22 protein-coding genes are annotated in these 24516 nt (G+C 63.1%); 11 read left to right on the top strand and 11 right to left on the bottom strand.

The features are described from left to right. Positions 1–2: 2 nt before the first annotated feature. The 4 genes from ACTJKE_RS09080 to ACTJKE_RS09065 all read left to right on the top strand — a co-directional run bounded on the left by ACTJKE_RS09080 (position 3) and on the right by ACTJKE_RS09065 (position 4230). Positions 3–593 carry a putative glycolipid-binding domain-containing protein gene (locus ACTJKE_RS09080; protein ID WP_058325893.1) on the top strand — a complete coding sequence of 197 codons (591 nt, stop codon included), beginning with the start codon at positions 3–5 and terminating at the stop codon, positions 591–593. Beyond that, positions 593–1789, top strand: a complete 1197-nt coding sequence (locus ACTJKE_RS09075; protein WP_058325894.1) for a phosphoglycerate kinase — start codon at positions 593–595, stop codon at positions 1787–1789. Before ACTJKE_RS09080 ends, ACTJKE_RS09075 begins: the two co-directional genes overlap by 1 nt. Before the next feature lie 244 nt (positions 1790–2033). Further along, positions 2034–3059, top strand: a complete 1026-nt coding sequence (locus tag ACTJKE_RS09070; protein ID WP_057254669.1) for a class I fructose-bisphosphate aldolase — start codon at positions 2034–2036, stop codon at positions 3057–3059. A gap of 235 nt (positions 3060–3294) precedes the next feature. After that, positions 3295–4230, top strand: a complete 936-nt coding sequence (locus ACTJKE_RS09065; RefSeq protein WP_057254668.1) for a PhzF family phenazine biosynthesis protein — start codon at positions 3295–3297, stop codon at positions 4228–4230. Between the two features lie 121 nt (positions 4231–4351). Here ACTJKE_RS09065 and ACTJKE_RS09060 read toward each other — a convergent pair whose 3' ends face one another. Continuing rightward, positions 4352–4906, bottom strand: coding sequence for a TetR/AcrR family transcriptional regulator (locus tag ACTJKE_RS09060; RefSeq protein ID WP_058325895.1), 555 nt, complete (start codon positions 4904–4906; stop codon positions 4352–4354). A 103-nt stretch (positions 4907–5009) separates the two neighbouring features. On the opposite strand from ACTJKE_RS09060, the gene ACTJKE_RS09055 reads away from it, so the two are divergent. Continuing rightward, positions 5010–6524, top strand: a complete 1515-nt coding sequence (locus ACTJKE_RS09055; protein WP_058325896.1) for an MFS transporter — start codon at positions 5010–5012, stop codon at positions 6522–6524. Positions 6525–6550: 26 nt separating this feature from the next. On the opposite strand, the gene ACTJKE_RS09050 is transcribed toward ACTJKE_RS09055, so the two are convergent. Together ACTJKE_RS09050 and ACTJKE_RS09045 are read right to left on the bottom strand one after the other, a co-directional pair. After that, the gene (locus tag ACTJKE_RS09050; protein WP_113513251.1) at positions 6551–8488 is read right to left on the bottom strand and encodes an adenylate/guanylate cyclase domain-containing protein; all 1938 of its coding nucleotides are present in this window, start codon (positions 8486–8488) and stop codon (positions 6551–6553) included. 111 nt (positions 8489–8599) lie between these two features. After that, complete coding sequence (locus ACTJKE_RS09045; RefSeq protein ID WP_093233901.1) at positions 8600–8755, bottom strand: hypothetical protein; 156 nt, start codon at positions 8753–8755, stop codon at positions 8600–8602. Positions 8756–9060: 305 nt separating this feature from the next. On the opposite strand from ACTJKE_RS09045, the gene ACTJKE_RS09040 reads away from it, so the two are divergent. The 3 genes from ACTJKE_RS09040 to rcdA all read left to right on the top strand — a co-directional run bounded on the left by ACTJKE_RS09040 (position 9061) and on the right by rcdA (position 11411). Further along, a complete protein-coding gene (locus ACTJKE_RS09040) occupies positions 9061–10362 on the top strand; it encodes an MFS transporter (protein ID WP_093233947.1) in 1302 nt (433 codons plus the stop codon). Continuing rightward, entirely contained in the window at positions 10349–10537 is a 189-nt protein-coding gene (locus tag ACTJKE_RS09035) for a DUF1192 domain-containing protein (RefSeq protein ID WP_057254664.1), read from the top strand. The genes ACTJKE_RS09040 and ACTJKE_RS09035 overlap by 14 nt, the downstream gene beginning before the upstream one ends. Positions 10538–10892: 355 nt before the next feature. Next, on the top strand, positions 10893–11411 hold the full coding sequence (gene rcdA / locus ACTJKE_RS09030) for a protease adaptor protein RcdA (protein WP_043610604.1): 519 nt from the start codon (positions 10893–10895) through the stop codon (positions 11409–11411). 76 nt (positions 11412–11487) lie between these two features. On the opposite strand, the gene ACTJKE_RS09025 is transcribed toward rcdA, so the two are convergent. Both ACTJKE_RS09025 and ACTJKE_RS09020 read right to left on the bottom strand, forming a co-directional pair. Further along, entirely contained in the window at positions 11488–12642 is a 1155-nt protein-coding gene (locus ACTJKE_RS09025; RefSeq protein ID WP_113513254.1) for an MFS transporter, read from the bottom strand. A gap of 67 nt (positions 12643–12709) precedes the next feature. After that, on the bottom strand, positions 12710–12889 hold the full coding sequence (locus tag ACTJKE_RS09020; protein ID WP_057254832.1) for a DUF1127 domain-containing protein: 180 nt from the start codon (positions 12887–12889) through the stop codon (positions 12710–12712). 175 nt (positions 12890–13064) lie between these two features. On the opposite strand from ACTJKE_RS09020, the gene ACTJKE_RS09015 reads away from it, so the two are divergent. Further along, on the top strand, positions 13065–14573 hold the full coding sequence (locus tag ACTJKE_RS09015; protein WP_058325899.1) for a winged helix-turn-helix domain-containing tetratricopeptide repeat protein: 1509 nt from the start codon (positions 13065–13067) through the stop codon (positions 14571–14573). Between the two features lie 81 nt (positions 14574–14654). Here ACTJKE_RS09015 and rpmE read toward each other — a convergent pair whose 3' ends face one another. Continuing rightward, positions 14655–14876: a 50S ribosomal protein L31 gene (gene rpmE / locus ACTJKE_RS09010; RefSeq protein WP_034806140.1), complete on the bottom strand. Its 222-nt coding sequence runs from the start codon at positions 14874–14876 to the stop codon at positions 14655–14657. A 207-nt stretch (positions 14877–15083) separates the two neighbouring features. On the opposite strand from rpmE, the gene ACTJKE_RS09005 reads away from it, so the two are divergent. Together ACTJKE_RS09005 and ACTJKE_RS09000 are read left to right on the top strand one after the other, a co-directional pair. Further along, complete coding sequence (locus tag ACTJKE_RS09005; RefSeq protein ID WP_057254661.1) at positions 15084–16886, top strand: ABC transporter transmembrane domain-containing protein; 1803 nt, start codon at positions 15084–15086, stop codon at positions 16884–16886. A gap of 132 nt (positions 16887–17018) precedes the next feature. Continuing rightward, positions 17019–18011 (top strand): tripartite tricarboxylate transporter substrate binding protein, encoded by a 993-nt coding sequence (locus ACTJKE_RS09000; RefSeq protein ID WP_113513256.1) that lies wholly within the window; start codon positions 17019–17021, stop codon positions 18009–18011. 130 nt (positions 18012–18141) lie between these two features. On the opposite strand, the gene ACTJKE_RS08995 is transcribed toward ACTJKE_RS09000, so the two are convergent. From ACTJKE_RS08995 to ACTJKE_RS08975, 5 genes are all read right to left on the bottom strand, one after another. After that, the gene (locus ACTJKE_RS08995) at positions 18142–19788 is read right to left on the bottom strand and encodes an FAD-binding dehydrogenase (RefSeq protein WP_093233896.1); all 1647 of its coding nucleotides are present in this window, start codon (positions 19786–19788) and stop codon (positions 18142–18144) included. Positions 19789–19910: 122 nt separating this feature from the next. Then, positions 19911–20942 carry a peptidoglycan -binding protein gene (locus ACTJKE_RS08990; protein ID WP_058321021.1) on the bottom strand — a complete coding sequence of 344 codons (1032 nt, stop codon included), beginning with the start codon at positions 20940–20942 and terminating at the stop codon, positions 19911–19913. A gap of 3 nt (positions 20943–20945) precedes the next feature. Further along, positions 20946–22046, bottom strand: a complete 1101-nt coding sequence (locus tag ACTJKE_RS08985) for a hypothetical protein (protein ID WP_057254657.1) — start codon at positions 22044–22046, stop codon at positions 20946–20948. Between the two features lie 253 nt (positions 22047–22299). Continuing rightward, positions 22300–23100: an inositol monophosphatase family protein gene (locus ACTJKE_RS08980; protein WP_057254656.1), complete on the bottom strand. Its 801-nt coding sequence runs from the start codon at positions 23098–23100 to the stop codon at positions 22300–22302. A 317-nt stretch (positions 23101–23417) separates the two neighbouring features. Beyond that, positions 23418–24497, bottom strand: a complete 1080-nt coding sequence (locus ACTJKE_RS08975; protein WP_245296007.1) for a tetratricopeptide repeat protein — start codon at positions 24495–24497, stop codon at positions 23418–23420. Positions 24498–24516: the final 19 nt, after the last annotated feature.

The raw sequence follows: 24516 nt of genomic DNA, 5'->3' as shown, positions 1-24516 counted from the left end.
AGATGTTTCGCGCCCTTTCTCCAAAGACGGTCCGCTGGCGTCCGCTGGAAGGGGAAGGGCTCGAACACCTGACGCTGACGCAAACCGAAACAACCGACGGCGCGGTCATCCGCGCCGTCGGCGTTCTCATCGGCAACCGCGGCGGCACGCCCTATGGCGTGCGCTACCGGATCGATTGCGACGACACTTGGCACGTTCGCAAGCTCATGGTCGACACGACGGACGGCCGGAGCCTGCATCTGCGCTCGGACGTCCCAGGCCAATGGATGACGGCGCGAGGCGCTCCCCTCTCCGAGTTCGATGGTTGCATCGATATCGACCTCGCCGGTACACCCTTCACCAACACGCTGCCGATCCGCCGGCTCGACCTCGGTCGCCAGTCCGGCACTGTAAAGCTCAAGATGCTCTACGTGCCGTTCGACACGTTCGAGCCCGTCGTGGACGGCCAGCACTACACCTGCCTCGATGATTTCAGGCTCTACCGCTACGAGGCCGAGGATCGCAGCTTTGCCGCGGACCTGCCCGTGGACGAGGACGGCCTCGTCATCGACTATCCCACCCTTTTCCAAAGACTATCACCGGAGACTATCTGATGACTTTCAAGACCCTCGACGATCTGACCGCCATCGCCGGCAAGCGCGTGCTGGTGCGCGTCGATCTCAACGTGCCGGTCAAGGACGGCGTGGTGACGGACGCGACCCGCATCGAGCGTGTGGCGCCGACCATCCGCGAACTGTCCGAGAAGGGCGCCAAGGTCATCCTGCTCGCCCATTTCGGCCGCCCGAAGGGTGAACCGGTCGCCGACATGTCGCTGAAGACGATCGCGCCGGCCGTCGAAGATGTGCTCGATCAGCGTGTCCACTTCGGCGCCGACTGCATCGGCGACAAGGCGAAGAACGCCATTGCCGATATGAGCGACGGCGACGTGCTGCTGCTTGAAAATACCCGCTTCCACAAGGGCGAGGAAAAGAACGAGCCGGCCTTCGTCGAAGCGCTTGCCGCCAACGGCGACATCTACGTCAACGATGCCTTCTCCGCCGCCCACCGCGCCCATGCCTCGACCGAGGGCCTTGCCCATCACCTGCCCGCCTATGCCGGCCGCACCATGCAGGCCGAACTCGAAGCACTCGAACAGGGCCTCGGCCAGCCGAAACGGCCGGTCGTCGCGATCGTCGGCGGCGCCAAGGTCTCGACCAAGATCGACCTCCTCCAGAACCTCGTGACCAAGGTCGACGCGCTCGTCATCGGCGGCGGCATGGCCAACACCTTCATCGCCGCCAAGGGCATCAATGTCGGCAAGTCGCTCTGCGAGCATGACCTCGCCGACACCGCCAAGGCGATCATTGCTGCCGCCGACAAGGCCGGCTGCGCCATCGTTCTGCCGGACGACGGCGTCATCGCCCGCGAGTTCAAGGCCGGCGCCGACAACGAAGTGGTCGATATCAACGCCATTCCCGCCGATGCCATGGTTCTCGACGTCGGTCCGAAGTCGATCGCCGCCGTCAACGACTGGATTTCCAAGGCCGAAACGCTCGTCTGGAACGGTCCGCTCGGCGCCTTCGAGATCGCCCCCTTTGACAGGGCGACGGTTGCCGTTGCCAAGCACGCGGCCGCCCGCACCCGCCAGGGATCGCTGGTCTCGGTTGCCGGCGGTGGTGATACCGTCGCAGCACTGAACCATGCCGAAGTCGCCGACGATTTCAGCTATGTCTCGACCGCCGGCGGCGCATTCCTCGAGTGGATGGAAGGTAAGCCGCTCCCGGGCGTCGACATCCTCAAGCAGAAGTAACGCATCCAATCGGCGCGCGGACACAACCGCCGCGCGCCGGTCAACCAAGAAAAAATCTTGATTGTTCAATCGATTAAAAAATTTTAAATCGTTTTAGTCGCTTTTCTCGCCATTTTCCTGGACAATTTCGCCTGTTACGCCCTCGTTTGGAGCGTGGCGGCTGCCCTGTGCGCCGTCGGTCCGAAACTGTTTGTTTCAGTACCTGCCTGGTCCCTGGTGATCAGCGCTGTCTAGGGAGAAAAACATGAGCGAAAGACTGGAAGACATCGCAATTGCCATGGTCGCCAACGGCCGGGGGCTGCTCGCCGCCGACGAGTCTACGGCCACGATCAAGAAGCGTTTCGATACGATCGGCCTCGAATCCACCGAGACCTCCAGGCGCGATTACCGCGAAATGCTGCTGCGCGCCGACAAGGCGATGCGCAAGTACATCTCCGGTGTCATCCTCTATGAGGAAACCCTGTTTCAGCATGCCGTCGACGGCACGCCGCTGGTCGAAATCATCCGTGCCGCCGGCGCGATCCCCGGCATCAAGGTCGACGCCGGCGCCAAGCCGATGACCAATTTCCCGGCAGAGACGATCACCGAAGGCCTCGATGGCCTCGCGCAGCGGCTGGCGAAATATTACGAAGCCGGCGCGCGCTTTGCCAAATGGCGTGGCGTGATCGCCGTCTCCGATACCCTGCCGAGCCCGGGCGCCGTTCGTGCCAACGCTCATGCGCTCGCCCGTTATGCCGCCCTTTGCCAGGAAGCCGGCATCGTGCCGATCGTCGAGCCGGAGGTGCTGATGGATGGAGCGCCAGGCGACCATTCGATCGACCGCGCGGAGGAAGTGACGGAGTGGGCGCTGCGCACCACCTTCGAGGAACTGGCCGCCATGCGCGTCAGACTCGAAGGCATGATCCTGAAACCGAGCATGGTCATCGACGGCAAGAAGGCCCGCAAGGCTTCCGTCGCCGAGGTGGCCGAGCGCACGATAAGGGTGCTGAAACGCACGGTGCCTTCGGCCGTGCCTGGCATCGCTTTCCTTTCCGGCGGTCAGTCGACCGAAGAGGCGACGGCCCATCTTTCGGCGATGAACGCCACCCACGACCTGCCGTGGAAACTCACCTTTTCCTATGGCCGAGCCCTGCAGCAGGAGGCACTCAACGCCTGGCACGGCAAGGCCGACAACATCGGCGATGGCCAGCGTGCCTTCTCGCATCGCGCTGAGATGTGCAGCCTTGCGGCCAAGGGCACCTGGAAGAAGGATCTCGAGAAGGCCGCATAAGGCATGGTCGAGAGATGAGATCCGAGGGGCCGCAAGTCGGCCCCTCTTTGCTTCGGCTACATCCGCAGCAGGAATGCGTCGTCAACATCGCGGAGCGCCTGGACAGCAGGGCCAGCCAAGAGCTGGCTGCCCGTGCCGGATGGAACTTGTCACCGGAACAAGTTGGCGCCTTTGACGCGTGCGAACGCTGGCTTAAGTCTTGGCTTCACAGCCAACCGTAGAGAAAGCCGGTGCCATGACCTCCGCCGCCTCGCCACAATCCATCGCCTACGTCACTGTCGACGTCTTTACCGCTGAGCGTTTCGCCGGCAACCAACTCGCGGTCATCCCGGATGCCCGGGGCCTGAGCGACCAGCAGATGCAGGCGATCGCGACCGAGTTCGGCTACTCCGAAGTCACCTTCGTGCTGCCGCCGCGCGACCCCGCCAACACGGCGGAGGTCCGGATCTTCACGCCGACGATGGAAATTCCCTTTGCCGGTCACCCGAATGTCGGCACCGCCTTCGTGCTCGGCCGACAGAAGGAAATCTTCGGCCGTGTGCCCGGCGGCATCCTGCGCTTCGAGGAAAAGGCGGGGCTCGTCGAGGCAACATTGTCGCGGGAGAAGGGCGAGGTCATCGGTGCCCGCATCGTCGTTCCGCGCGGTCTGACGGCCGGCCCGGAAATCGACGCCGGGACGATCGCTGCCTGCGCATCGCTCACATCGGAAGCCATCAGCACGCGCATCCATACGCCTATCCGGCTTTCCGTCGGCCTGCCCTTCGCGGTCGCGGAAATCAGTGATATCGCGTCACTTTCGACGGCGCGGCCGAATGTTACGGCCTTCCATGCAGCGAATGCGCGCTACAAGCCCGAGGAAGACAGCTTCAGTCTGTTCCTTTATGCACGATCGCCGCAAACGCCGTGGCAGATCCGGGCGCGCATGTTCGCGCCACTCGACAATGTCAACGAAGACCCCGCCACCGGCAGCGCCTCGGCCGCCCTTTCGGCCTATCTCGTCTCGCTGCTGCCGAACCAGGATATCGATGTCGAAATCGCGATCGAGCAGGGCGTGGAGATGGGCCGGCGGAGCCTCATCGGGGCGCATGTCCGCAAGCAGGGCGGCATCGTTCGCCAAGTCAGCCTTTCCGGCAATTGCATCAGTGCGATGCGCGGTCTGATCGACCTGTAGCGCTTTCCCGCGGCGACCGTTAGAGCATTTCACTGTTTCAATGAAACAGTGAAATGCTCTAACTGTTTGAAATTGCGCAATTCCGGACGGAAAACCGTTTCACACTTTTCCTCGAATTGCTCTAGGCGGCCTCGCCGGGCTCCGGCAACAGCTTCAGAATATCGGCGAACATATCCTGCCATTCGGCGTCGTCCATCTCGGCGAAACCGAAACCGCGCAACAGGAAGACGCCCTCGGTGGCGAGGAAGGCAAGCCGCGCCCGGCGCCCAGCCTCCGTCGACAGGTCGATGCCATCGAGACGCGCGCGGTACCAGGCGCGGTTCTTCGCCATATGCTCTTCCCGCTGCAAAAGGGCTGCCATCATGCCGGATGTGCGGGCATTGTCGGCCGTGTTCATTCGCGCAGTCACCGACGCGTGGGCGCGCATCGCCTTTACCGGATCGGGATCGTCGCCGCCCTCGGCCGCAACCGCGGTGTCGAACTCGTTGAACCAACGCTCCATCATCGCGTCGATCAGACCGTCCTTGTTGCCAAAGCAATATTGCACGCCGCCCTTGGTGATGCCGGACGCCTTGGCGACGGCATCGATCGTCAGGCCGGCGGCGCCGACGGAATTCACGATCGCCTCCGCCGCATCCAGAACCTTGTCACGATCGATTGTTCGACGTCGTCCCATCTTGACTTCCTATTTCAAATCCATACGTACGTATTTAAATAATGACCCCGACGTTAACAAGACTTAGCCCCCAATTCCCTGTGGGTGGCCATTGAGGTGTACTATGCATCCGCAAAATCGCTGGCTCATTCTGGCCATCGTATCGAGCGCACTCCTTTTGATCGTCGTCGATATGACGGTGCTCTATACTGCCCTTCCCCGTCTGACCCATGACCTCGGCGCCAGCGCCTCCGAGAAGCTCTGGATCGTCAACGCCTACGCCCTCGTCGTCGCCGGCCTTCTGCCCGGCCTCGGCACGCTCGGCGATCGGCTCGGGCACAAGAAGCCCTTCATCGTCGGTCTCGCGGTCTTCGGCGTCGCTTCGCTGATTGCCGCCTACGCCCCCACCCCTGCGATCCTGATCGGCGGGCGTGTACTGCTTGCAGTCGGCGCCGCACTGATGATGCCGGCAACGCTGTCGATCATCCGCCTTACCTTCACCGACGAGCGCGAGCGGGCGCTGGCGATCGGCGTCTGGGCCGCGATCGCCTCCGGTGGTGCCGCCATCGGACCGGTGCTTGGCGGCTTCCTGCTCGAGTATTTCTGGTGGGGCTCGGTCTTCCTCATCAACGTGCCGATCGTCGCCATTGCCCTCATCCTCGCCCTCGTCGTGCTGCCGAACAATCCGGGCAATCCGAAACATCCGTGGGATGCACTCGGATCGTTCCAGATCATGGTCGGCCTCGTCGGTCTCGCCTATGCCGTCAAGGAAACGAGCAAGCGCGAACCGTCGCTGGAAGCTGGCCTCGCCGCTGCCGTGATCGGCGCCATTGCGCTCATTCTTTTCGTGCGCCGCCAGCGCCGGAGCCCGCATCCGCTGATCGATTTCAGCCTCTTCCGCAATGCGGCGTTTTCCTCCGGCGTCGCTGCCGCGCTGGTCGCATCCGCCTCCATCGTCGGCATCGAGCTGGTCCTGAGCCAGCAGTTGCAGCTCGTGGATGGTCTTTCGCCGCTTCAGGCCGGCCTCTTCATACTGCCAATCCCACTCGCGGCCTTCGTCGCCGGTCCGCTGACCGGCACCCTGCTGCCGCGTCTCGGCGCGGAAGTGGTGCTGCGCTCCGGCCTCATTCTCGCGGCCCTCGGTCTCGGCGGATACCTGCTGGCCCATGAGGCCGGCGCGCTGACCCAGATCGTCACCCTCGTCGTCCTCGGCCTCGGCATCGGCGCCTCGATGACCGCCGCCTCCAGCGCCATCATGTTCAACGCCCCGCCGGAGCGGGCAGGCATGGCGGCATCGATCGAGGAGGTCTCGTTCGAGCTCGGCGGCGCGATCGGCATTGCCGTTCTCGGCACCGTCATGTCGGTCGTCTACACCGCCTTCCTCGTGCTGCCGGAGGGTGCAGCCATTTCGCCGATGGCCCGCGACAGCCTCGACGAAGCCTTGCTTCTTGCCGAGAAACTGCCGGCGGATGTGGCTGGCGAACTGGTAACCCGCGCTAGGCTCGCGTTCGAGCAGGCCTTTACCGCAGTCGTGATCGTGGCGACGGCCATGCTCTTTGTCACCGGCGCGGCCATCTGGTGGTTGACGGGTGGCCGCAATACTGCGCCGGCGCAATCCCGTCAGGCAAGTCACCACTGAAAGCAACCGCCGGCACCCTCCGGCGGTTAGCGCAACCCCGCCTCGCATTTCGCGATCGCCTCGACCATCGCCTGGAAGCGGACATGGTGGCGAACCGCGTTAAGGTCGGAATCCTGCTTGAACCAGAGCAGCTGGTAGCACGAACTCTGTGGCAGCAAGGTTTCGAGCAGGTCGAGCGCCGCGTCGGTATCGCCGAGGATGGAATAGACGCAGGCTGTATTGTATCGCGCGACCACGTCGTCGGGATCGATTGCCAGCGCGCGCGCCGCCCATTCCCGGGCGCGCTGGGCTTCGCCCATATGAGCGAGGGCCAACGCGCCGCGATGCGCGGGGCCGGAGTTTTCCGGATTGAGCTCCAGCGCCCGCTCCGCCCGAGATATCCCGATCCTTGCCCATTGCGCACGTTCGACGTCACGGCCGAGCGATTTATAGGCGCTCATGAGATGAATCGGCGAAAGATAGTCGTCCGGCCGAATGTCAGCAGCGCGCTTGAAGAACTGGATCGCCGTTTCGAAGGCACCCTGCATAAACAGGAAACGGGCGTAATGGAAATTCGCCTCATAGAGGCCGGCATCGAGCGTCAACGCCCGCTCGAATTCGGCGACCGCCTCATCGTCCTGGCCGTCCTGGTGCAGCACCAGGCCGCGTGAGGCATGAGCCTCCGCAAGGTTCGGATCGATCTCCAGCGCTTTCGCGGTTGTGGAAAGAATGCTTTGCAGCGGGAACTCGTCCTCGTGCCAGTCGCGCAGCGCCGACTCGCAATCGGCGATGCCGGCATAGGCGCGGGCAAAGTTTGGGTCGAGTTCCACCGCCTTCAGGAACATGCGCCGGGCCAAGAGCAGATAGGACCGGGTCCAGGCATGCGAAAACTGCCGGCCGCGCAGGTAGTAGGTATAAGCTTCGACGCTCGTGGTCGGGTCGTTCTCGATCGCTTGTCTCTCCGCCGGCAAAAGCTTGATCTTGAGCTGATCGACGATAGCGTGGGTGATCTCGTCCTGAATGGCGAAGATATCGGTCAGGTCGCGGTCGTAGCGGTCGGCCCAGAGATGTGTACCGGTCAAGGCATCAATGAGCTGGCCGGTGATGCGCACCCGCGAACCCGCCTTGCGCACGCTGCCCTCGAGGATGTAGCGGACGCCCAGTTCCTGGGCCACCTGCTTCACCTTCACCGACCGCCCCTTGTAGGTGAATACCGTGTTGCGGGCGACGACATGCAGCTTCGAGATCTTCGAGAGATCGGTGATGATGTCTTCAGTGATGCCGTCGGAGAAGTATTCCTGCTCGGGATCATGGCTCATGTTGGTGAACGGAAGCACGCCGACCGAGAGCCCGTAGCCGTCATCAAGCACGATGGGGCCGACCCCGCTTGGCGCCGCCGCAACTTTCGTCGGCGCACCGAGCGCCACCGAATAGACATGCACGCACGCGGCAATGTTCTTCAGCGTGTGCTCACCCTTGTCGATGAAGCCGATATCAAGGCGGGTGCCGACGTGATCGCGCACCGTGGCGGAAACGGCAACGCCGGATGGCTCCGCCAGCCCTTCGAGACGGGCGGCGACATTGACGCCGTCGCCGAAGATATCTCCGTCCTCGACGATGATATCGCCGAGATGCACGCCGATGCGCAGCTCGATGCGCTTTAGCTGCGGCACGCTTTCATTGCGGATCAGCATGCCGCGCTGAATATCGACGGCGCAGGCGACCGCATTCACCACGCTCGCAAATTCGACGAGAATGCCGTCGCCGGTCAGTTTGACGATGCGGCCCTTGTGGCGGTGGATTTTGGGATCGACGAGTTCATTCTTGTGTCGCTTCATCGCGGCGAGTGTGCCGGTCTCGTCAGCGCCGATCAGGCGGCTGTATCCCACGACATCGGCGGCGAGAATGGCAGCGAGACGGCGTTCCAAGAAACCCTCGAATTCACTTCCGGAGTGAAAGAGGTAATCTAGCGCGTTATTCCCCATCTGTCCTGCGCCCTTTTGTAGTTGTAGCGAATATACGTACAACCCAATAGCATCGCGCAATCGGCTCCGGAGTTTCCAAAGAAACGGGTACTTAGAGGCAAGATGGCCCGGTTAAGGCCGGATCAGCACGGTCACCATCATCATGACGATGGCGAAGACCGCGATCTTCCAGAAGTCGCGGCGGCGGCGCAGACCAGGGATGCCGAGCGGCCACAGAAGCTGGATCACCATTGCCAGGAGCAGGATTAGGGCGAGCGCCTTCTGCATATTGCCCTCGTCTTCCGGGAGGCTGCCTCAACCGGCAAAGCGTTCGCAACGCCGGCACTCTTCGTCGCACGGAGCACCGCTTCCCCCAAAGGCTAGCGATACGCTGCGCTTGGCAAAAAGGGCTAGTGTTTTCGCGGACGATTTGCAATGACCGGCAACCGCTTGTTTCCTTCAATCGTCTCCGGTCGAAGGAAACAGGCGGCAAATCAAGGCACTGTAATCAAAGCGCTGTAGAGAGAAACCGGCTGGCAATTCACCAGGCACCGCCCTAACTTGCTGACGGCAGAACGAATTTCGGATGGATGATGAGAAAGAACCTGCTCCCGGTCGCTGCCCTCCTGCTCGGCACCTTGTTTCTCTTTCTGGGCAATGGTCTTCAGGGACTGCTTCTTCCCGTTCGCGGTACTGCTGAGGGATACCCGACCACCATCCTCGGTCTGATCGGTACGTCCTGGGCGGCCGGCTTCGTCCTCGGGTGCTTCTTCGCCCCGAATGTCGTCAAGCGCATCGGCCATGTGCGCGCCTTCAGCGTCTTTGCTTCTCTCATCGCCATCGTCGCGCTGTTGACCGGCATCATGATCGATCCGACCTGGTGGCTGATCCTGCGCGCGCTCACCGGCTTTGCCACCGCCGGCACGTCGATGATCATCGAAAGCTGGCTGAACGAGCGCGCCACCAATGAGAGCCGCGGCGTCATCTTCTCGCTCTATATCGCCATCACGCTTTTCGGCGTCGTCGGCGGCCAGATGATGATCCCCTTTGGCGACACCTCGACCAGCATCTTCTTCATGATCTGCGGCATCCTCTATTGTGTCGCCATGCTGCCGACCTTGATGTCCAAGGCCGCCTCGCCGCAACCGCTGAAGAAGGTCAGCCTCGACCTGCGCGGCCTCTACCGGAACTCGCCGGTTTCGTTCCTCGGCATCCTGCTCGTCGGCATCGCCAATGGCGCCTTCGGCACGCTTGGCGCCGTCTTCGGGCGACAGGCCGGCCTTTCCGACAGTACCGTCGCGGCCATGATGAGCGTGGCGATCTTCGCGGGCGCGGTGATGCAGCTTCCGGCAGGCCGCCTCTCCGACCGCATCGACCGTCGCTATGTCCTGGCCGCCCTTGCCGGTGTCGGCGCCGTCGCCGGCCTGCTCATCTTCCTGATCGAGCCGAGCCAGGTCTGGATCGTGCTGACGCTGATCGCAATCTATGGCGCCGCCGCCAACGCGCTCTATCCGATCGCCGTTTCCCACGCCAACGACTTCGCAACCGCCGAAGACTTCGTGAAGGTCTCCGGTGGCCTGCTGCTGCTCTATGGCATCGGCACGATCATCGGCCCGACGATCGGCGGTCCGGTCATGACGGCAACCGGTCCGTACGGTTTGTTCATGATTACCGCCTGCGCCCACATTTTGATCACAGCCTATGCCATCATCCGCAGCCGGATGCGCGCGCCCGTGCCGGTCGCCGACCGCGACGCCTTCTCGCCGGTCAATGCCGGTGCGCCGACGACACCGGAAAGCCTGCAGCTTTCGCCGCGCGCTGCCCCGTTCGAGGAAGCGCATAGCGAACCGGACAACAACCAGAAATGGGAGGATCAGACGGATGAGCCTGTTTGACGACGACCGACCACAAAAGAAGCTGGTGCACGAAATCGGCAGCGATCTTTCACTGCTTTCAGTCGATGAACTCACCCAGCGTATCGCCCTGTTGACGGAGGAAATCGCCCGGCTCGAAGCCGAGCGGACGCGCAAATCCGCGAGCCGCTCAGCCGCCGAAGGCCTATTTCGCTGAGACCTTGCGGGAGCGGCCGCAGCGCAGCAAAACGAGGCGCGTTTAACGGCAAATTAAGCATTATCTGCGATTGTCGGGGTATCCGGAGCTTTCCGGTTTCAGACAATTTCTCCGACTGGCGAATGGGTCTGATTTTTCTCCCTGTTTTACCTTGAGAGCCGCTTTTCGCGGCTCTTTTTTTGTTTTGGCATAGCTTTCGCTAAAGAACTGTGGAGATTAACCCTTTCTTAAGAATACCCTTGCGCGAAATGCGCTATCGGATCATTCTTCGAGCATAGAGACGGGCAAGGATTTATTTCCTATAACTGTCCACTACCTGACTGTCGTGATGCGTTTGAACCAGGGAAAACAGGTCATGTCCGAGAGAGGATTGAATACGGTCAGTTTCGCAGGACACGCAGCGTCCTCGGCACAATTCAAGACGCTCTATTCGGAAGGCATGGGTCTGGTCGAGGAAACGGCGACATACCTCGATGGTCCCGGCCGCGCCGCCTCGAAGGTTCTGCCGCGCATGGCGTCGGTGCTCTATGCAGCCGAGTCCATGCGGCTTACCACCCGCCTGATGCAGATGGCCTCGTGGCTGCTCCTGCAGCGCGCCGTCAACAACGGTGAGATGAGCCGTGACCAGGTGATGTCGGAAAAGAGCAAGGTGCGCCTCGACAGCTTCAACGTCGACAAGTCCGCTCCCGGCTGGGCCGAACTGCCGGAATCCTTCCGCGACCTCATCGAGCGCTCGCTGCGCCTGCAGAACCGCGTCGCCCTGCTCGACCGCGAAATCTACCGCCCGCACGAAGCCGCCGCCATCGTTCCGGACAACCAGAACGGCGTCAAGGCGCAGATCAAGCTGCTGCAGACGGCCTTCGGCACCAACTGATAGCTCTTCGCTTCAGCGTGCGGAAAACAGAACCCGGCCATCGCCGGGTTTTTTGTTTCTCGCGTCGCTGGTGTCACTATCGCGCGCGCCGCATCTTCGCCAGCAGAAGCAGCACCAGCACGCAACTAAGGAAACCAAGAGCCAGCGGCAGTCCCCGATGGCCAAGCCACTGCATGGCTAGTCCTGTCGCGGGCGACCCCACGATGCCGCCGAGACCCCACGCAACCGCGAACGCCGCATTGCCGGCGATCAGGGCCTGGCCGGTGAAACGCTCGCCGAGCTGGATCAGCGACATCGTGTAGATGCCGAACGAGACCCCGCCCCAGAGGAAGACGAGCGGCCAGACGAGCCAGGAGTTGAAGGCCCATGGCAGCAGCAGGCACCCGACCAGCGAGACCAGCACACAGAACAACATCGTCCGCATCGAGCCCATCTGCTCGGCCATGCGCCCGAGAAATACCTGAAGCAGCGCATTGCCGGCGATGAAACAGGTAATGAGAGAGGCGATCCGCTCCTCGGCACTTCCGAGCGTGGCGCCATAGGTGGCAAACATCGAAAGCAGGATCTGCTCGAAAGCGGCAGCGGTGAAAACCGCAAACAGAAGAAGAGGCGCCAGCGCCAGGAAAGCGCCGACGGAAGTTGCCTCGCCATCCTGCGGCATGTCAGGCAGGCGCGGCACGACTGCGAGCAAGATCATGCCGCAGAGAAGGAAGGCCACGATGCCGATGAGGAAGGGCGACCAGCCCTCCGTGCCGACGAGGCCGAGCGACAGCGGACCGATGGCGAAGCCGCCCGAAACAATCGAAGAATAGAGCCCCATGATGCGGCCCCGGCGCGACGGCGGGGTGATCGTGATCAGCCAGGTTTCGCTGATCACGGAAAGCGGATTGGCAAAGAAGCCGAGCAGGAAACGCAGCGGCATCCAGGCCCAGAGCTCCTGGGTCCAGGCGATCGCGATCAGCGTTAGCGCGGCAAACAACGAGCAAAGAATAGCAAGCCACGCCGCGCCGAAGCGCCGAACCAGCGCCGGAATGAGGGGAGCGGAAACGATGAAACCCAGCGGCGTCATCGCCGCCGACAGGCCGATCAGTCCCGGTGTCGTTCCCTGCCGCTCCAGAATGAAGCTGAGCAGCGGATAGGTCAGCCCCTGGGCGACCGCAAACACCGTGACCGTTGCGATGGTGCCGGCTATCGCCGCCCACAGGATTGGCTGTTCGCGCGGTAAGGTCATGTCGCGTAATTGACGACGCTGCGTCGCACGCAGAGACTCTTGGTCCGATATCATTTCGACACGCGCCTCATGCCTGCCAGAGATGTTTGGCGATTTCGATCTCGACCTGTCGCCGTGCGAGGCCGATATCGTCGATCAAATGCGGGTCGCTCCTCGAGACCCGTTTGAGGTCCCGGCGAAAACGGGCCCTCCTGTCCCAGGTCGCGATAACGCCTCTGAGCGTTGCGAGGCCGGCGCGCAAAGGCATCGGGTTTTCTTCGCGCACGCGTGCCTGATGCCGGAATAAAGGAATGGGAATGTGGTTCATGGCAGCCTCCATATCGGCCCGAAAGACCGACGAATTCTGCAGGACACGAACTGGGGCGTAATTAAGCGCGTCCAAAAAGTTCTCAAAAACCTCCAAACGAACTATAGATGCGCCCATGCAGGAAACGCGCTTCGCCTTTGGTCCCTTCGTACTTGATCCGGGTGCGGGAACGCTCCTCCGGGACGATGATCCTGTCGCGATCGGCTACCGTGGACTGAGGCTGCTTGCGGCGCTCGTCGGGCGGCCCGGCGAAATCCTGGGCAAAGCCGAACTGATGGATGCGGCCTGGCCGGAAACGGCTGTCGAGGAAGGCAATCTGACCGTCCAGATCGCGCAGCTCAGAAAGCTGCTTGGCCCCGCCGCCGATGGTGGCGAGTGGATCTCGACGATCCCGCGCGTCGGCTATCGCTTCACGGGAAGTTCGAGGACGCTCGGTGCGGCAAAGCGGCGCCTCCCCCTGCCGGACAAGCCGTCGGTCGCCGTTCTGCCCTTCGTCAACGTCAGCAACGATCCCGAGCAGGAGCCCTTCACGGATGGGCTGACCGAGGACCTGATCACCGACCTTTCGAGGATCCCCGGCCTGTTCGTCATCGCGCGGAACTCGTCCTTCGTCTACAAGGGCAAGGCGGTGGATGTGCGCGCGATCGCGGAAGACCTTGGCGTGCGTTACCTGCTGGAAGGCAGCGCCAGGCGCGCAGCGGGACGCGTGCGTATCAATGCCCAACTGGTCGACGCACTGAGCGCCGACCATCTCTGGGCGGAGCGCTTCGATCGCAGCCTGGAAGACATCTTCGCCGTTCAGGACGAGGTTACGGCCAAGATCGTGGAAGCGTTGCTCGGACAATTGCGCCCGCCGCCGCTGCCACGCAACCGGCCCGGCAACATCGAGGCCTACGATCTCTGCGTGCGCGCCCGCAGGTTGATGGATGATACGCCGCAGGCCGCCCAGGAAGCGCACCTGATGCTGACGCGTGCGGTTTCGCTCGACCCCGATTATGCCGAAGCCTACCGCTGGCTGGCGATGAACCAATGGATGGGACGGGTGCACTCCGGCGGACCGACGGAGGCCGCCCGCAGCCTTGCCCTGGAGCTCGCGCGCAAAGCCGTCACGATCGACCCAAACGATGCCGGCAGCCGCTGGATCCTGGCCTACCTGCTCGCATATGAGCGCAGCTTTACCGAGGCGGAGGCGGAATTCGCCAAGGCGATCGAACTCGACCCGAACGAGGCCGACACCTGGGCGGCGTTGTCCGACATCGACGTTCTCGCCGCGCGGGTCGAAGAGAGCCTCGCGCATATCCGCAAGGCGTTCCGGCTGAACCCGTTTCCGGCAAGCTGGTACTATCTGACGCTCGGCCAGGCGCAATATGCGGCTGGTGACTACGAGGCCGCTGTCGAGACGCTGCGCAGGGACGAGACCTATCGCACGAGCTCACGCCGGTTCCTGGCGGCAAGTCTCGCCCAGCTCGGCCGCCTCGACGAGGCGCGCACGGAAGCAGAGCTTTTTCTCGTCGCCAACCCGGGCTTCACGATCCGCCACTGGGCGGCAACCGAGCCGTTCCGAGACGACGCCGTGCTCGCGCATTTCGTCGATGGCTTTCGCAAGGCCGGTCTTCCCGAGTGATACTCAGGCGCGGCTACCCCGCATGGCCAACAAAAAGCCCGGCACGATGGCCGGGCTTTAAGAATGCCGAGAGGCGTTCGATTAGAGGCCGAGGCCTTCGAAGCGCTTCTTGAACTTGGAGACGCGACCGCCGCGGTCCATGAGCTGCTGGTTGCCGCCCGTCCAGGCCGGGTGCGACTTGGGGTCGATTTCCAGGTTCATGGTGGCGCCTTCAGAACCCCAGGTCGAGCGGGTTTCGTATTCGGTGCCGTCGGTCATGACTACTTTGATGACGTGGTAATCGGGATGGATGTCTGCCTTCATAACGATCTTCCTAGAGTTCCAGGGTCCAATTGTCGCAAGGCATTGCGACTTCGAGACCGAACACGTAAATGAAACCGCGGACCGGCTGAAGGGCCACGGCTTCCCAATTCGATGCCGTGCCTATACATCAAGGTCTGCGGGATAACAAGTGCCGCGCGGAAGACTCATGGGCAAAGCCTTTCCTCCGTGGTTGGCGAAAGGGGTCAAGTGTCCGAACGAGAAATCCAGGCGCCAGCGCGTAAATCCATCCGCCCGCTGGCCACGCTCCTACCTTATCTCGCCCGCTACCGCCATCTGGTCGTCGGCGCAAGTATCTCGCTGATCCTCGCCGCGGTCACGACGCTGGCGCTGCCGCTCGCCGTCAGGCGCATGGTCGACAACGGCTTCTCCAGTCCCGATTCCGGTTTCATCAACACCTACTTCTCGATGTTGATGATGCTCGCCATCGTGCTCGCTCTGGCAAGTGCGGCGCGCTACTACTTCGTCATCACACTCGGCGAGCGCATCGTCGCCGACCTCAGGCGCAACGTCTTCGATCGCGTCACCCGGCTTTCCGCCTCCTTCTTCGACGTCAACCAGTCCGGCGAGATCGTCTCGCGGCTGACGGCCGATACGACCCAGGTCAAGTCGGCGGTCGGCGCCACCGCCTCGGTGGCGCTGCGCAACCTGATCCTGTGTCTCGGCGCCATCGGCATGATGGTCTATACCAGCCCTAAGCTCTCGAGCCTGGTGCTGATCGCGATCCCGATCATCGTCTTCCCGCTTGTCGGCTTCGGCCGCTCCGTCCGCCGCCGATCGCGCGAGGCTCAGGACACACTCGCCAAGGCGTCCGCCTATGCCGGCGAGGCAATCGCCGCATCCCGCACCGTGCAGGCCTTCAATGGCGAGGCACTCGCCAACAACCATTTCGGATCCGCTGTAGAAGATGCCTATGGCGCTGCGCGCGCCGCGATCAAGGCGCGCTCGGTGCTCACTGCCTTCGCCATCACCATGGTTTTCGGCAGCGTCGTTGCGGTGTTGTGGTTCGGCGCGCATGATGTGCTGTCGGGCAATCTTTCCGCCGGCACCCTCAGCCAGTTCCTGCTCTACTCGGTCTTTGCCGCAGGCAGCCTCGGCTCGCTCTCCGAAGTCTGGGGCGAGCTCTCTCAGGCCGCCGGTGCCGCCGAACGGCTCAACGAACTGCTGACGGAGATCCCAGAGATCCAGGCGCCGGCAAACCCCGTCGCCATGCCCGCACCGGCCGCCGGCGCCATTGCCTTTGACGACGTTTATTTCGCCTATCCGGCGCGACCCGACTACAAGAGCCTGAACGGCCTCAGCTTTGCGATCAACCCCGGCGAGACTGTCGCCATCGTCGGCCCTTCCGGCGCCGGCAAGAGCACGGTCTTCTCCCTGCTCCTCCGCTTCTACGATCCCGCCAAGGGTGCTGTAACCGTCGACGGGCTCGATGTCCGCACGGTCGATCCGAAGGAACTGCGCGACCGGCTGGCGATCGTGCCGCAGGATGTCACCATCTTCGCCTCCTCGGTTCATGACAACATCGCCTTCGGCGTGCCTGGCGCGACCCGTGAGGCGGTGCGCGCTGCGGCCGTCGCCGCCCAGGCAGACGAGTTCATCAACCGCCTCGACAACGGCTACGACACGCTCGTCGGCGAACGCGGCATCACGCTATCCGGCGGCCAGCGGCAACGCATCGCCATTGCCCGCGCGATCCTCAGGAACGCACCGATCCTGCTCCTCGACGAGGCCACCTCGGCGCTCGATGCCGAAAGCGAGACGCTGGTGCAGAAAGCCCTCGATGGCCTGTTGCGCGAGCGCACGACGATCATCATCGCCCACCGGCTCGCAACGGTTCTGAAGGCGGACCGCATCCTGGTTATGGATCATGGCCGGATCGTCGAGGAGGGAACGCACGTCTCCCTCATCCGCCAGGGTGGCCTCTACGCCAAGCTTGCGCGGCTGCAGTTCGACCACGGCGCCGAGGCCCTGTTCGTCGCCACGAAAAACTGAGGCGTTGCGACGACGACCCTCCCGATTTCACACGTGGCAGTTGCCGGCTGAGAAGCGAGCCCTATTGTTATGGGGCCGGCCTGCCAAAGGCCGTTCTCTGCGGTTCGCAGACATGATCGGGAGGAAATTCGCATGGCATTTTCGCAACTGACCCGGCGCGCAACGCTGATGCTGGGCCTGATGGCGCTATCGGCGCTGCCCTTTAGCACCCCGGCCCTCGCCCAGGGCTTCCCGGACCGACCGATAACACTGGTCGTTCCCTTCGCCGCCGGCGGGTCGACCGACGTGGTCGCCCGCATCATCGCGCAGAAAATGTCTGAAGACCTCGGCGAGCAGGTGATCGTCCAGAACGTCGCCGGCGCCGGCGGCAATCTCGGCGCGGCCAATGTCGCGCGCGCCGATGCGGACGGCTACACGATCCTGATGGGAACCGTCGCCACCCACGCGCTCAACCCGCTGATCCTCAAGACCAAGCCCTATGATCCGCAGAAGGACTTCGCTCCGATCTCGCTGCTGGTCATCGTGCCCAACGTGCTGGTCGTCAATCCGGAGCTTCCAGCCAAGAACGTCGAGGAACTGCTGGCGCTCTTGAAAGCCAAGCCCGACGAATACAGCTATGCCTCCTCCGGCAACGGCACGCCGCTGCATCTCTCCGGCGAGCTTTTCAAGAAAATGGCCGGCGTCAGCATGCAGCATATCCCCTACAAGGGCGCCGGTCCGGCGCTGAACGACGTCATCGGCAACCAGGTGCCGATCATGTTCGACAACCTGCCCTCGTCCTCCGGGCACATCAAGGCAGGCACGCTGAGGGCACTTGCCGTCACCACGGCGGAACGCGCGCCCTCCTTCCCCGATGTTCCGACGGTCGCTGAATCCGGCATCCCAGGCTATGAGACCTATACCTGGAACGCGCTCTTCGCCCCGGCGAACACGCCGCAGCCTGTGGTCGCCCGCCTCAACGAGGCAGCAAACAAGGCCCTGAAGGATCCCGCCGTCATCGAACGCATGAAGGAATTCAGCGCCAAGATCGTCGGCTCGACGCCGGAAGAGCTCAGTGCGCATGTGACGGCAGAACTGGCGAAGTGGACGCCGGTCGTCCGCGACGCCAACGTGCAGATGGATTGATCGTCAGCCGACTTGTCCAGACATTCGAAGCATTTGCCAAGTTTAGCTGCACGCTCGGCCGTCCCCTCTCCCCGCGTGCGGGGAGAGGGCTAGGGTGAGGGGCAGCCCAAAAGCGAGCGGCGGGAAGCGATCACACCCCAGCAGCACCCCGCCCCGCCACCCGGCCGGAAAAGATGCAACCGCCGAGGAAGGTGCCTTCGAGCGCATTGTAGCCATGCATGCCGCCGCCGCCGAAACCGGCGACTTCGCCGGCGGCATAGAGGCCCGGCACCGGCTCACCCGATTGTTCGAGCACCTGGCCCGAGAGGTTGGTCTGCAGGCCGCCCAGCGTCTTGCGGGTCAGGATATGCAGGCGAACGGCAATCAGCGGCCCGGCTTTCGGATCGAGCAGCCGGTGCGGCTTGGCAGTACGCAGCAGCCGATCGCCGCGATAGGCGCGGGCGCCGCGGATCGCGGTGACCTGCGCATCCTTGGAGAACGGGTTGGTGATCTCGCGATCGCGCGCCTCGATCTGTCGGCGTAGATGGTCGAGCGACAGCCGGTTCTCGCCCGTCAGTGCATTCATCGCCGGCACAAGGTCCTCGAGCCGGTCCCGGACGATGAAATCCTCACCCTTGTCCATGAAGGCCTGGACCGGTGCTGGCGGATTCTTGCCGAGCCGCTTCAGGAGCAGAGAGATGCTCTTGCCGGTCAGATCCGGGTTCTGTTCCGAACCGGAAAGCGCAAACTCCTTCTTGATGATCGCCCGCGTCAGGATGAACCAGCTGTAGTCGTGACCACTGTCGCGGATCGCCTGCAATGTGCCGAGCGTATCGAAGCCCGGCATCGCTGGCGCGGAAAAACGGTTGCCGTCGGCGTCGCACCAGAAGGATGATGGGCCGGGCAGGATGCGGATGCCATGATCCGGCCAGATCGGGTCGAAGTTCCTGAGCCCCTCGGTGTAGTGCCACATGCGGTCTGAGTTGATGACCGAGCCGCGCGCCCGGCTGCTGATCTCCAGCATGCGTCCGTCGACGTGATGCGGCACGCCCGAGACCATGGTTGCCGGCGGTTGGCCAAGGCGCTTGCGCGGCCAATTGCGGCGAACGAGATCATGGTTGCCGCCGATACCGCCCGAGGTGACGACGATCGCACCCGCCGATATCTCGAAATCGCCGGAGACGTCGCGTGAACTGCGCTCGCCCCGCCCGACCGGATCCTCCTTCAGCAAGGCACCGCGGGCGCCCGTCACCGTTCCATCCGTGATGATGAGCTCATCGACCCGATGGCGGAATCGGAAGCGCACCAGACCGCGGCTTTCCGCCTCCCGCGTCAGCCGCACGAACGGATCGAGTACCGCTGGCCCCGTGCCCCAGGTGACATGGAAGCGCGGCACCGAATTGCCGTGGCCATGGGCAAGGCCGCCGCCGCGCTCGGCCCAGCCGACGACCGGAAACCAGCGCATGCCGAGGGAATGCAGCCAGCGGCGCTTTTCGCCTGCGGCAAAGTCGAGATAGGCTTCCGCCCAAAGCCGCGGCCAGTGGTCCTCCGGACGGTCGAACTGCGAAGACCCCAGCCAGTCCTGCCAGGCAAGCTCACGCGTGTCACGAATGCCCATGCGCCGCTGCTCGGGGCTATCGACGAAGAACAGACCGCCCAGCGACCAGAAAGCCTGACCGCCAAGGTTTTGTTCGCCTTCCTGATCGAGAACGATGACCTTGCGGCCAAGGGCGGCCGCTTCCGAGGCGGCAACCAGGCCGGCAAGGCCCGCACCGATGACCAATACATCGCAATCCACGAAATGCCCTCCCCTGCACCCCATACAGCGCCGCCATACGAATGGCTGCAGCAACTGTTACGCGTACGTCAAGGTCAATTCAAGGGTCGGGCGTTGGCCGCGGTATGTTTCGCGGCCGCGGCCTATTTTTCGGTCAGCTTGAGTTCGATGCGGCGGTTCTGGGCCCGGGCCTCCGGGGTCTCGCCCGGCGCAATCGGCTGATACTCACCGAAGCCGGCCGCGACCAGGCGATCGGCAGGCACCCCCTTCGAGATCAGAAATTTGACCACCGAGGTGGCACGCGCCGAGGAAAGTTCCCAGTTGTCCGCATAGCGGCCTGTTCCGGAAAGCTGGACATTATCGGTATGGCCGTCGACGCGCAGCACCCAGTTGATCTCCGCCGGAATCTCCTTGGCGAGATCAAGCAGCGCCGAGGCGAGCTTGCCCATCTCCGCCTGCCCCTCGGGATTGAGTTCGCTGCCGCCGGATGGGAACAGCACTTCCGACTGGAACACGAAGCGGTCGCCGACGATGCGGATGTTTTCGCGGTCGGAGAGGATTTCCCTCAAGCGTCCGAAGAAATCGGAGCGGTAGCGGTTGAGCTCCTGCACGCGCTGGGCAAGCGCCACGTTCAGGCGGCGGCCGAGGTCGGCGATCTTCGTCTGCGACGCCTGGTCCTTCGCCTCCGATGCCTGAAGCGCGACCTCGATGGCGGCGATCTGGTTGCGCAGCGCGGCGATCTGCTGGTTCAGGAGCTCGATCTGGCTCATTGCCCGGGCGCTGATCTCACGCTCGTTCTCAAGCTCCGAGCCGAGGCGCCCGATCTTCTGGTTGGCGACATCGGTACTGCCGGCGCCCTGATCGAGCAGCGCCTGCAGCCGCGAGCGCTCGCCTTCCGACTGGGACAGGGAAGCCTGGAGATTGGCGAGCGAATCCTCGAGATCCTGCTTGCCGCTCTTCTCGAGCGCCAGGAGCTGCGTGAGCTCGTTGATCTGGCTGTTCAGCCGGGTCAGCACTTCGTCCTTGCCGCTGATTTCGCGGCTCAGCAGAAACTGCCCGAGAACGAAGACGGTGAGCAGGAACATGATCGAAAGCAGGAGCGTCGACAGCGCGTCGACGAAGCCCGGCCAATAATCGATCGTGCGCTGCGTGCGGCCTTTGCGGGCGAGCGCCATGGATTACTCTCCTCCGGTCTCGTCCAACTGTCCGAGCTTGGCCGGCAATGACGACCTCTCGCTTGTCACGGCGATCCGCTCGCCTCCGATGCGCGACGACAATTTGTCGAGCGTCCTGCGCATCGCCTTGGCCTCTTCCTGCTGGGCTTCGATCCAGTCCCGGAGCATCTGCTGCTCGCCGCGCATATTTTTCACCAGGCCCTGGATACCCTCGGCAAGGCTTGCCATGGCGGCGGTCGTGCGCTGGCTCGAACCGCCCTCCTGGTTGAGGCGGACCAGCTGATCCGTAAGCTTTTTCAACTCCTCGACCGGCGCACCCGACGGCGCATCGAGCGCAGAAGTCAGCTCGGAGCCGACATCGGTCACGGAAGAAAGCCAGTTTTCAAGCTCGGTATAGAAACGGTTCTGGGCGCGGCCGGCCTGCAGATCGAGGAAGCCGAGGATCAGCGAACCGGAAAGACCGAACAGCGATGTCGAGAACGCCGTACCCATGCCGGTCAGCGGCGCCGACAGGCCGCTCTTCAAGGCCGCCAGAATGTCTTCGGTGGTTCCCGAACCGGCATCCAGCGATTGGATGACCGTGTTGATCGAGCCGATGGTGCCCAAAAGACCCCAGAAGGTGCCGAGCAGACCGAGAAACACGAGAAGGCCGGTCAGATAGCGCGAGATGTCGCGGGATTCATCGAGGCGGGTCGCAATCGAATCCAGAATGGAGCGCAGCGCCGTCGTCGAGATCGCCGTCTGACGGGCACCGATCAGTGCCCGCATCGGCGCCAGCAGCACCGGATCGCGGCCCACCTTGTCGGCACTGCCGGCGGCGCGAAAGGAGTTGAACCAGCGCACTTCGGGACGCAAGCCCAGCACATGGGTGAATACGAGCAGGATGCCGATCAGCAGCACCCCAAGGATCAAGCCGTTGAGGCCGGGGTTGGCCAGAAAGGCGTTGTGTGCCTGCCGAAAGAGGATTGCGCCCACGAAACCGACGATGATCAGGAAGACCACCATGGTCCAGAAATAGTGCATGGGGCTCGAAAGCTTGTGCGGATTATAGCCTTCTTCCATGCCTTCCCGACCGTTCCATCCGGACAGATGCAGTTTCGTCATGGGTGTAAGTATCTCCCGGTTTTTACTTGTCGGAACGGCGCGGCGCCGGCCCGGAGACTACTGCATAATTCCCGAAACCGAAATCGATTCAAGGACGAAATTCAGCCGTTCCCAAAGTGGGGCGACGGCCGCGACGCGCGTAGATAGGCACAGGCATGTGGCACTGTCGTGTTGCCCCATTCCGGATCAAGCGGAAAAACAAAGCCTCCGGCGGGTGAGCGCCGGAGACCGAGCATAGGAATAGGGTCGCTGATTACTTCGTCGGCACCGGGCGGTGCACGACGTCGTTCAGCGCCTTGACGATATATTCGTTGCCGCAGACGACCGAACCGTCGTCGACCGGCTTGGCGCCGCCGTTGATATCGTGCGCCCAGCCGCCGGCTTCCCGGATGAGAAGCACGCCAGCCGCGATGTCCCAGGCGGCGAGGTCGCGTTCCCAGTAACCGTCGTAGCGGCCGGCGGCCACATAGGCGAGGTCAAGCGAGGCGGCACCCATGCGGCGGATACCGGCCACTTCGCCCATCACGTGGCGCAGTTCGATCAGGTACTTGCCGTGGTTGCCGCGGCCGAGATGCGGCGTGCCGGTGGCGATCACGGCATCGGAAAGATGCTTGCGCGAGGCGACACGCAGGCGACGGTCGTTGAGGAAGGCGCCACCGCCACGCTCGGCGGTGTAGAGTTCATCGGTCGCCGGGTTGAAGATGACGGCGCCGACGATCTCGCCCTGGCGCTCGAGTGCGATCGAAACGGCGAAGTGCGGGATACCGTGTAGGAAATTGGTGGTGCCATCGAGCGGGTCGACAATCCAGCGATGCGCGCCGTCGGTGCCGACGATCTCTTCACCTTCCTCGCCAAGGAAGCCGTAGGTCGGACGGGCCTTGAGGAGTTCCTCGCGGATGAGCTTTTCGGCCTTGCGGTCGGCCTGCGAAACATAGTCGCCCGGTCCCTTGAGCGAGACCTGCAGGTTCTGGACTTCGCCGAAATCGCGGGCCAACGACTTGCCGGCCTTGAAGGCGGCCTGAACCATGACATTGAGAAGTGCTGAACGGGCCATCTGGCGATCCCTTGATAACGAAGGCCGATCGAAAACAATCGATCGGACGTTGAACCTGCTTGACGGAACGCGGCCGCATTGCCGGCCCTACTTGCAAATTCCCTTGATCGGAACCGATCCAAGGACGCAGGGCAAGCCGCAGATTGAGCTCCGTCGTCAAAAAACCGAGTGAATTCTCACTCCGCTCGCCGTCGCCGCCAACTGTCGCGGCACCACGAGCAAAACCGCGGCCTCAGAACCACAAATGGCCCGCAAGTTCAAGCGAAATAGCATTTCCGCCGAACGACCGCCAAAGATTCGACCGCGAGCGGCGCCGTTCAGCTCCGGCGATATTTGTTGGCGGCACTGAGTGCCTGCTTCTGCTGCTCTTCGTTGAGACCGAGATAGAAGTCTTCGAGCGCGTCGTCTTTCAGACCGGCGCGACGCGAAAGCACATACCATTTCGCCGCCTCGACCGGATTGGGCCGGGTGCCGATGGCGTTGACGTAGAGATGCGAAAGCCGGTTCTGTGCAACCACGTTGCCGCCCTCGGCCGCCCGCCGCATCCAGCCGAAACCCTCTTCGAGATTACGCTCGCCGGCAATGCCCTCGATCATCCAGATCGCGATGTCGAGTTGAGCGGTGTCGTACCCCGCCCGCGCCGCGCGGATCAGCCATTCGCGCGCCCGCGTCCGCTTGCTTTCCTCGATGCCATCGACATTGACCAGGATCTGCGACAGCGCATATTGCGCATCCGCGATGCCCTGTTCGGCCGACTTTTCGTAATAGGGCATCGCCAGTTTCAAACCCTTGGGTCCGGGATTGTCGGCGACGAGCGTCTGGCCGTAGTTGAATTGCGCCGAGCCATTGCCGAGATCGGCCGCCTTCTTCATCAGCTCTTCGGATTTCTTCCGGTCGCGCTTGACGTAACGGCCCTCCATCAGGATCAGCGCGTATTTGAACATCGCGGCCGGATCGCCTTTTTCCGCGGCCTGACCGTACCAGAAGGCAGCCTGCTGGGGATTGCGCACGACGCCCAGTCCCTGCTGCAGGATCTCGGCGATCAGGGTCTGCGCCGCCGGGTCGCCAAGCTGCGCGCGCGGCAGCGCCAGATCCATCGCGGTCAGGTAGTAGCCGCGCTGGAACGCGCCATAGGCATCGTCGACCTTGCCGGTAAAGGGCTTTTCCGCTGGCAGTGCCGGCAATTCGGCACCCATGCGATCGAAAACAGTGACGCCGGACGATGGGACAGAGCCGTCGGCCGGCTTCTTATTGGGGCCGACAGCGGACTTGTCGTCTTTCTGGTCGGTCGGCGTCGCGCCCTCCGGCATCGCCGCCCCGTTGAAGGGCGTGATGCGGCCGCGCTTTTCGACGCCGGCGTCCTCGCCACTCTTCTGCTCCTGCGCATGCGCAGGCATAGCCAGGGCGACGGCCATG

Source organism: Ensifer sp. 22521 (assembly GCF_052044795.1).
Lineage (GTDB): Bacteria > Pseudomonadota > Alphaproteobacteria > Rhizobiales > Rhizobiaceae > Ensifer.
Note: the sequence above shows the minus strand (reverse complement) of the source record. Positions and strands in the feature narration are given on the sequence as shown.

What these genes read in the sequence shown, in the direction of transcription:
- ACTJKE_RS09070 (WP_057254669.1), top strand. Translation starts at nt 2,034, where the DNA reads ATGAGCGAAAGACTGGAAGACATCGCAATTGCCATGGTCGCCAACGGC.
- rpmE (WP_034806140.1), bottom strand. Translation starts at nt 14,876, where the DNA reads ATGAAGGCAGACATCCATCCCGATTACCACGTCATCAAAGTAGTCATG.
- ACTJKE_RS09045 (WP_093233901.1), bottom strand. Translation starts at nt 8,755, where the DNA reads ATGCAGAAGGCGCTCGCCCTAATCCTGCTCCTGGCAATGGTGATCCAG.
- ACTJKE_RS08975 (WP_245296007.1), bottom strand. Translation starts at nt 24,497, where the DNA reads ATGCCTGCGCATGCGCAGGAGCAGAAGAGTGGCGAGGACGCCGGCGTC.
- ACTJKE_RS08985 (WP_057254657.1), bottom strand. Translation starts at nt 22,046, where the DNA reads ATGACGAAACTGCATCTGTCCGGATGGAACGGTCGGGAAGGCATGGAA.
- ACTJKE_RS09080 (WP_058325893.1), top strand. Translation starts at nt 3, where the DNA reads ATGTTTCGCGCCCTTTCTCCAAAGACGGTCCGCTGGCGTCCGCTGGAA.
- ACTJKE_RS08980 (WP_057254656.1), bottom strand. Translation starts at nt 23,100, where the DNA reads ATGGCCCGTTCAGCACTTCTCAATGTCATGGTTCAGGCCGCCTTCAAG.
- ACTJKE_RS09035 (WP_057254664.1), top strand. Translation starts at nt 10,349, where the DNA reads ATGAGCCTGTTTGACGACGACCGACCACAAAAGAAGCTGGTGCACGAA.
- ACTJKE_RS09060 (WP_058325895.1), bottom strand. Translation starts at nt 4,906, where the DNA reads ATGGGACGACGTCGAACAATCGATCGTGACAAGGTTCTGGATGCGGCG.
- ACTJKE_RS09015 (WP_058325899.1), top strand. Translation starts at nt 13,065, where the DNA reads ATGCAGGAAACGCGCTTCGCCTTTGGTCCCTTCGTACTTGATCCGGGT.
- ACTJKE_RS09055 (WP_058325896.1), top strand. Translation starts at nt 5,010, where the DNA reads ATGCATCCGCAAAATCGCTGGCTCATTCTGGCCATCGTATCGAGCGCA.
- ACTJKE_RS09050 (WP_113513251.1), bottom strand. Translation starts at nt 8,488, where the DNA reads ATGGGGAATAACGCGCTAGATTACCTCTTTCACTCCGGAAGTGAATTC.
- ACTJKE_RS09065 (WP_057254668.1), top strand. Translation starts at nt 3,295, where the DNA reads ATGACCTCCGCCGCCTCGCCACAATCCATCGCCTACGTCACTGTCGAC.
- ACTJKE_RS09020 (WP_057254832.1), bottom strand. Translation starts at nt 12,889, where the DNA reads ATGCCTTTGCGCGCCGGCCTCGCAACGCTCAGAGGCGTTATCGCGACC.
- rcdA (WP_043610604.1), top strand. Translation starts at nt 10,893, where the DNA reads ATGTCCGAGAGAGGATTGAATACGGTCAGTTTCGCAGGACACGCAGCG.
- ACTJKE_RS09025 (WP_113513254.1), bottom strand. Translation starts at nt 12,642, where the DNA reads ATGACCTTACCGCGCGAACAGCCAATCCTGTGGGCGGCGATAGCCGGC.
- ACTJKE_RS09040 (WP_093233947.1), top strand. Translation starts at nt 9,061, where the DNA reads ATGAGAAAGAACCTGCTCCCGGTCGCTGCCCTCCTGCTCGGCACCTTG.
- ACTJKE_RS09075 (WP_058325894.1), top strand. Translation starts at nt 593, where the DNA reads ATGACTTTCAAGACCCTCGACGATCTGACCGCCATCGCCGGCAAGCGC.
- ACTJKE_RS08990 (WP_058321021.1), bottom strand. Translation starts at nt 20,942, where the DNA reads ATGGCGCTCGCCCGCAAAGGCCGCACGCAGCGCACGATCGATTATTGG.
- ACTJKE_RS09000 (WP_113513256.1), top strand. Translation starts at nt 17,019, where the DNA reads ATGGCATTTTCGCAACTGACCCGGCGCGCAACGCTGATGCTGGGCCTG.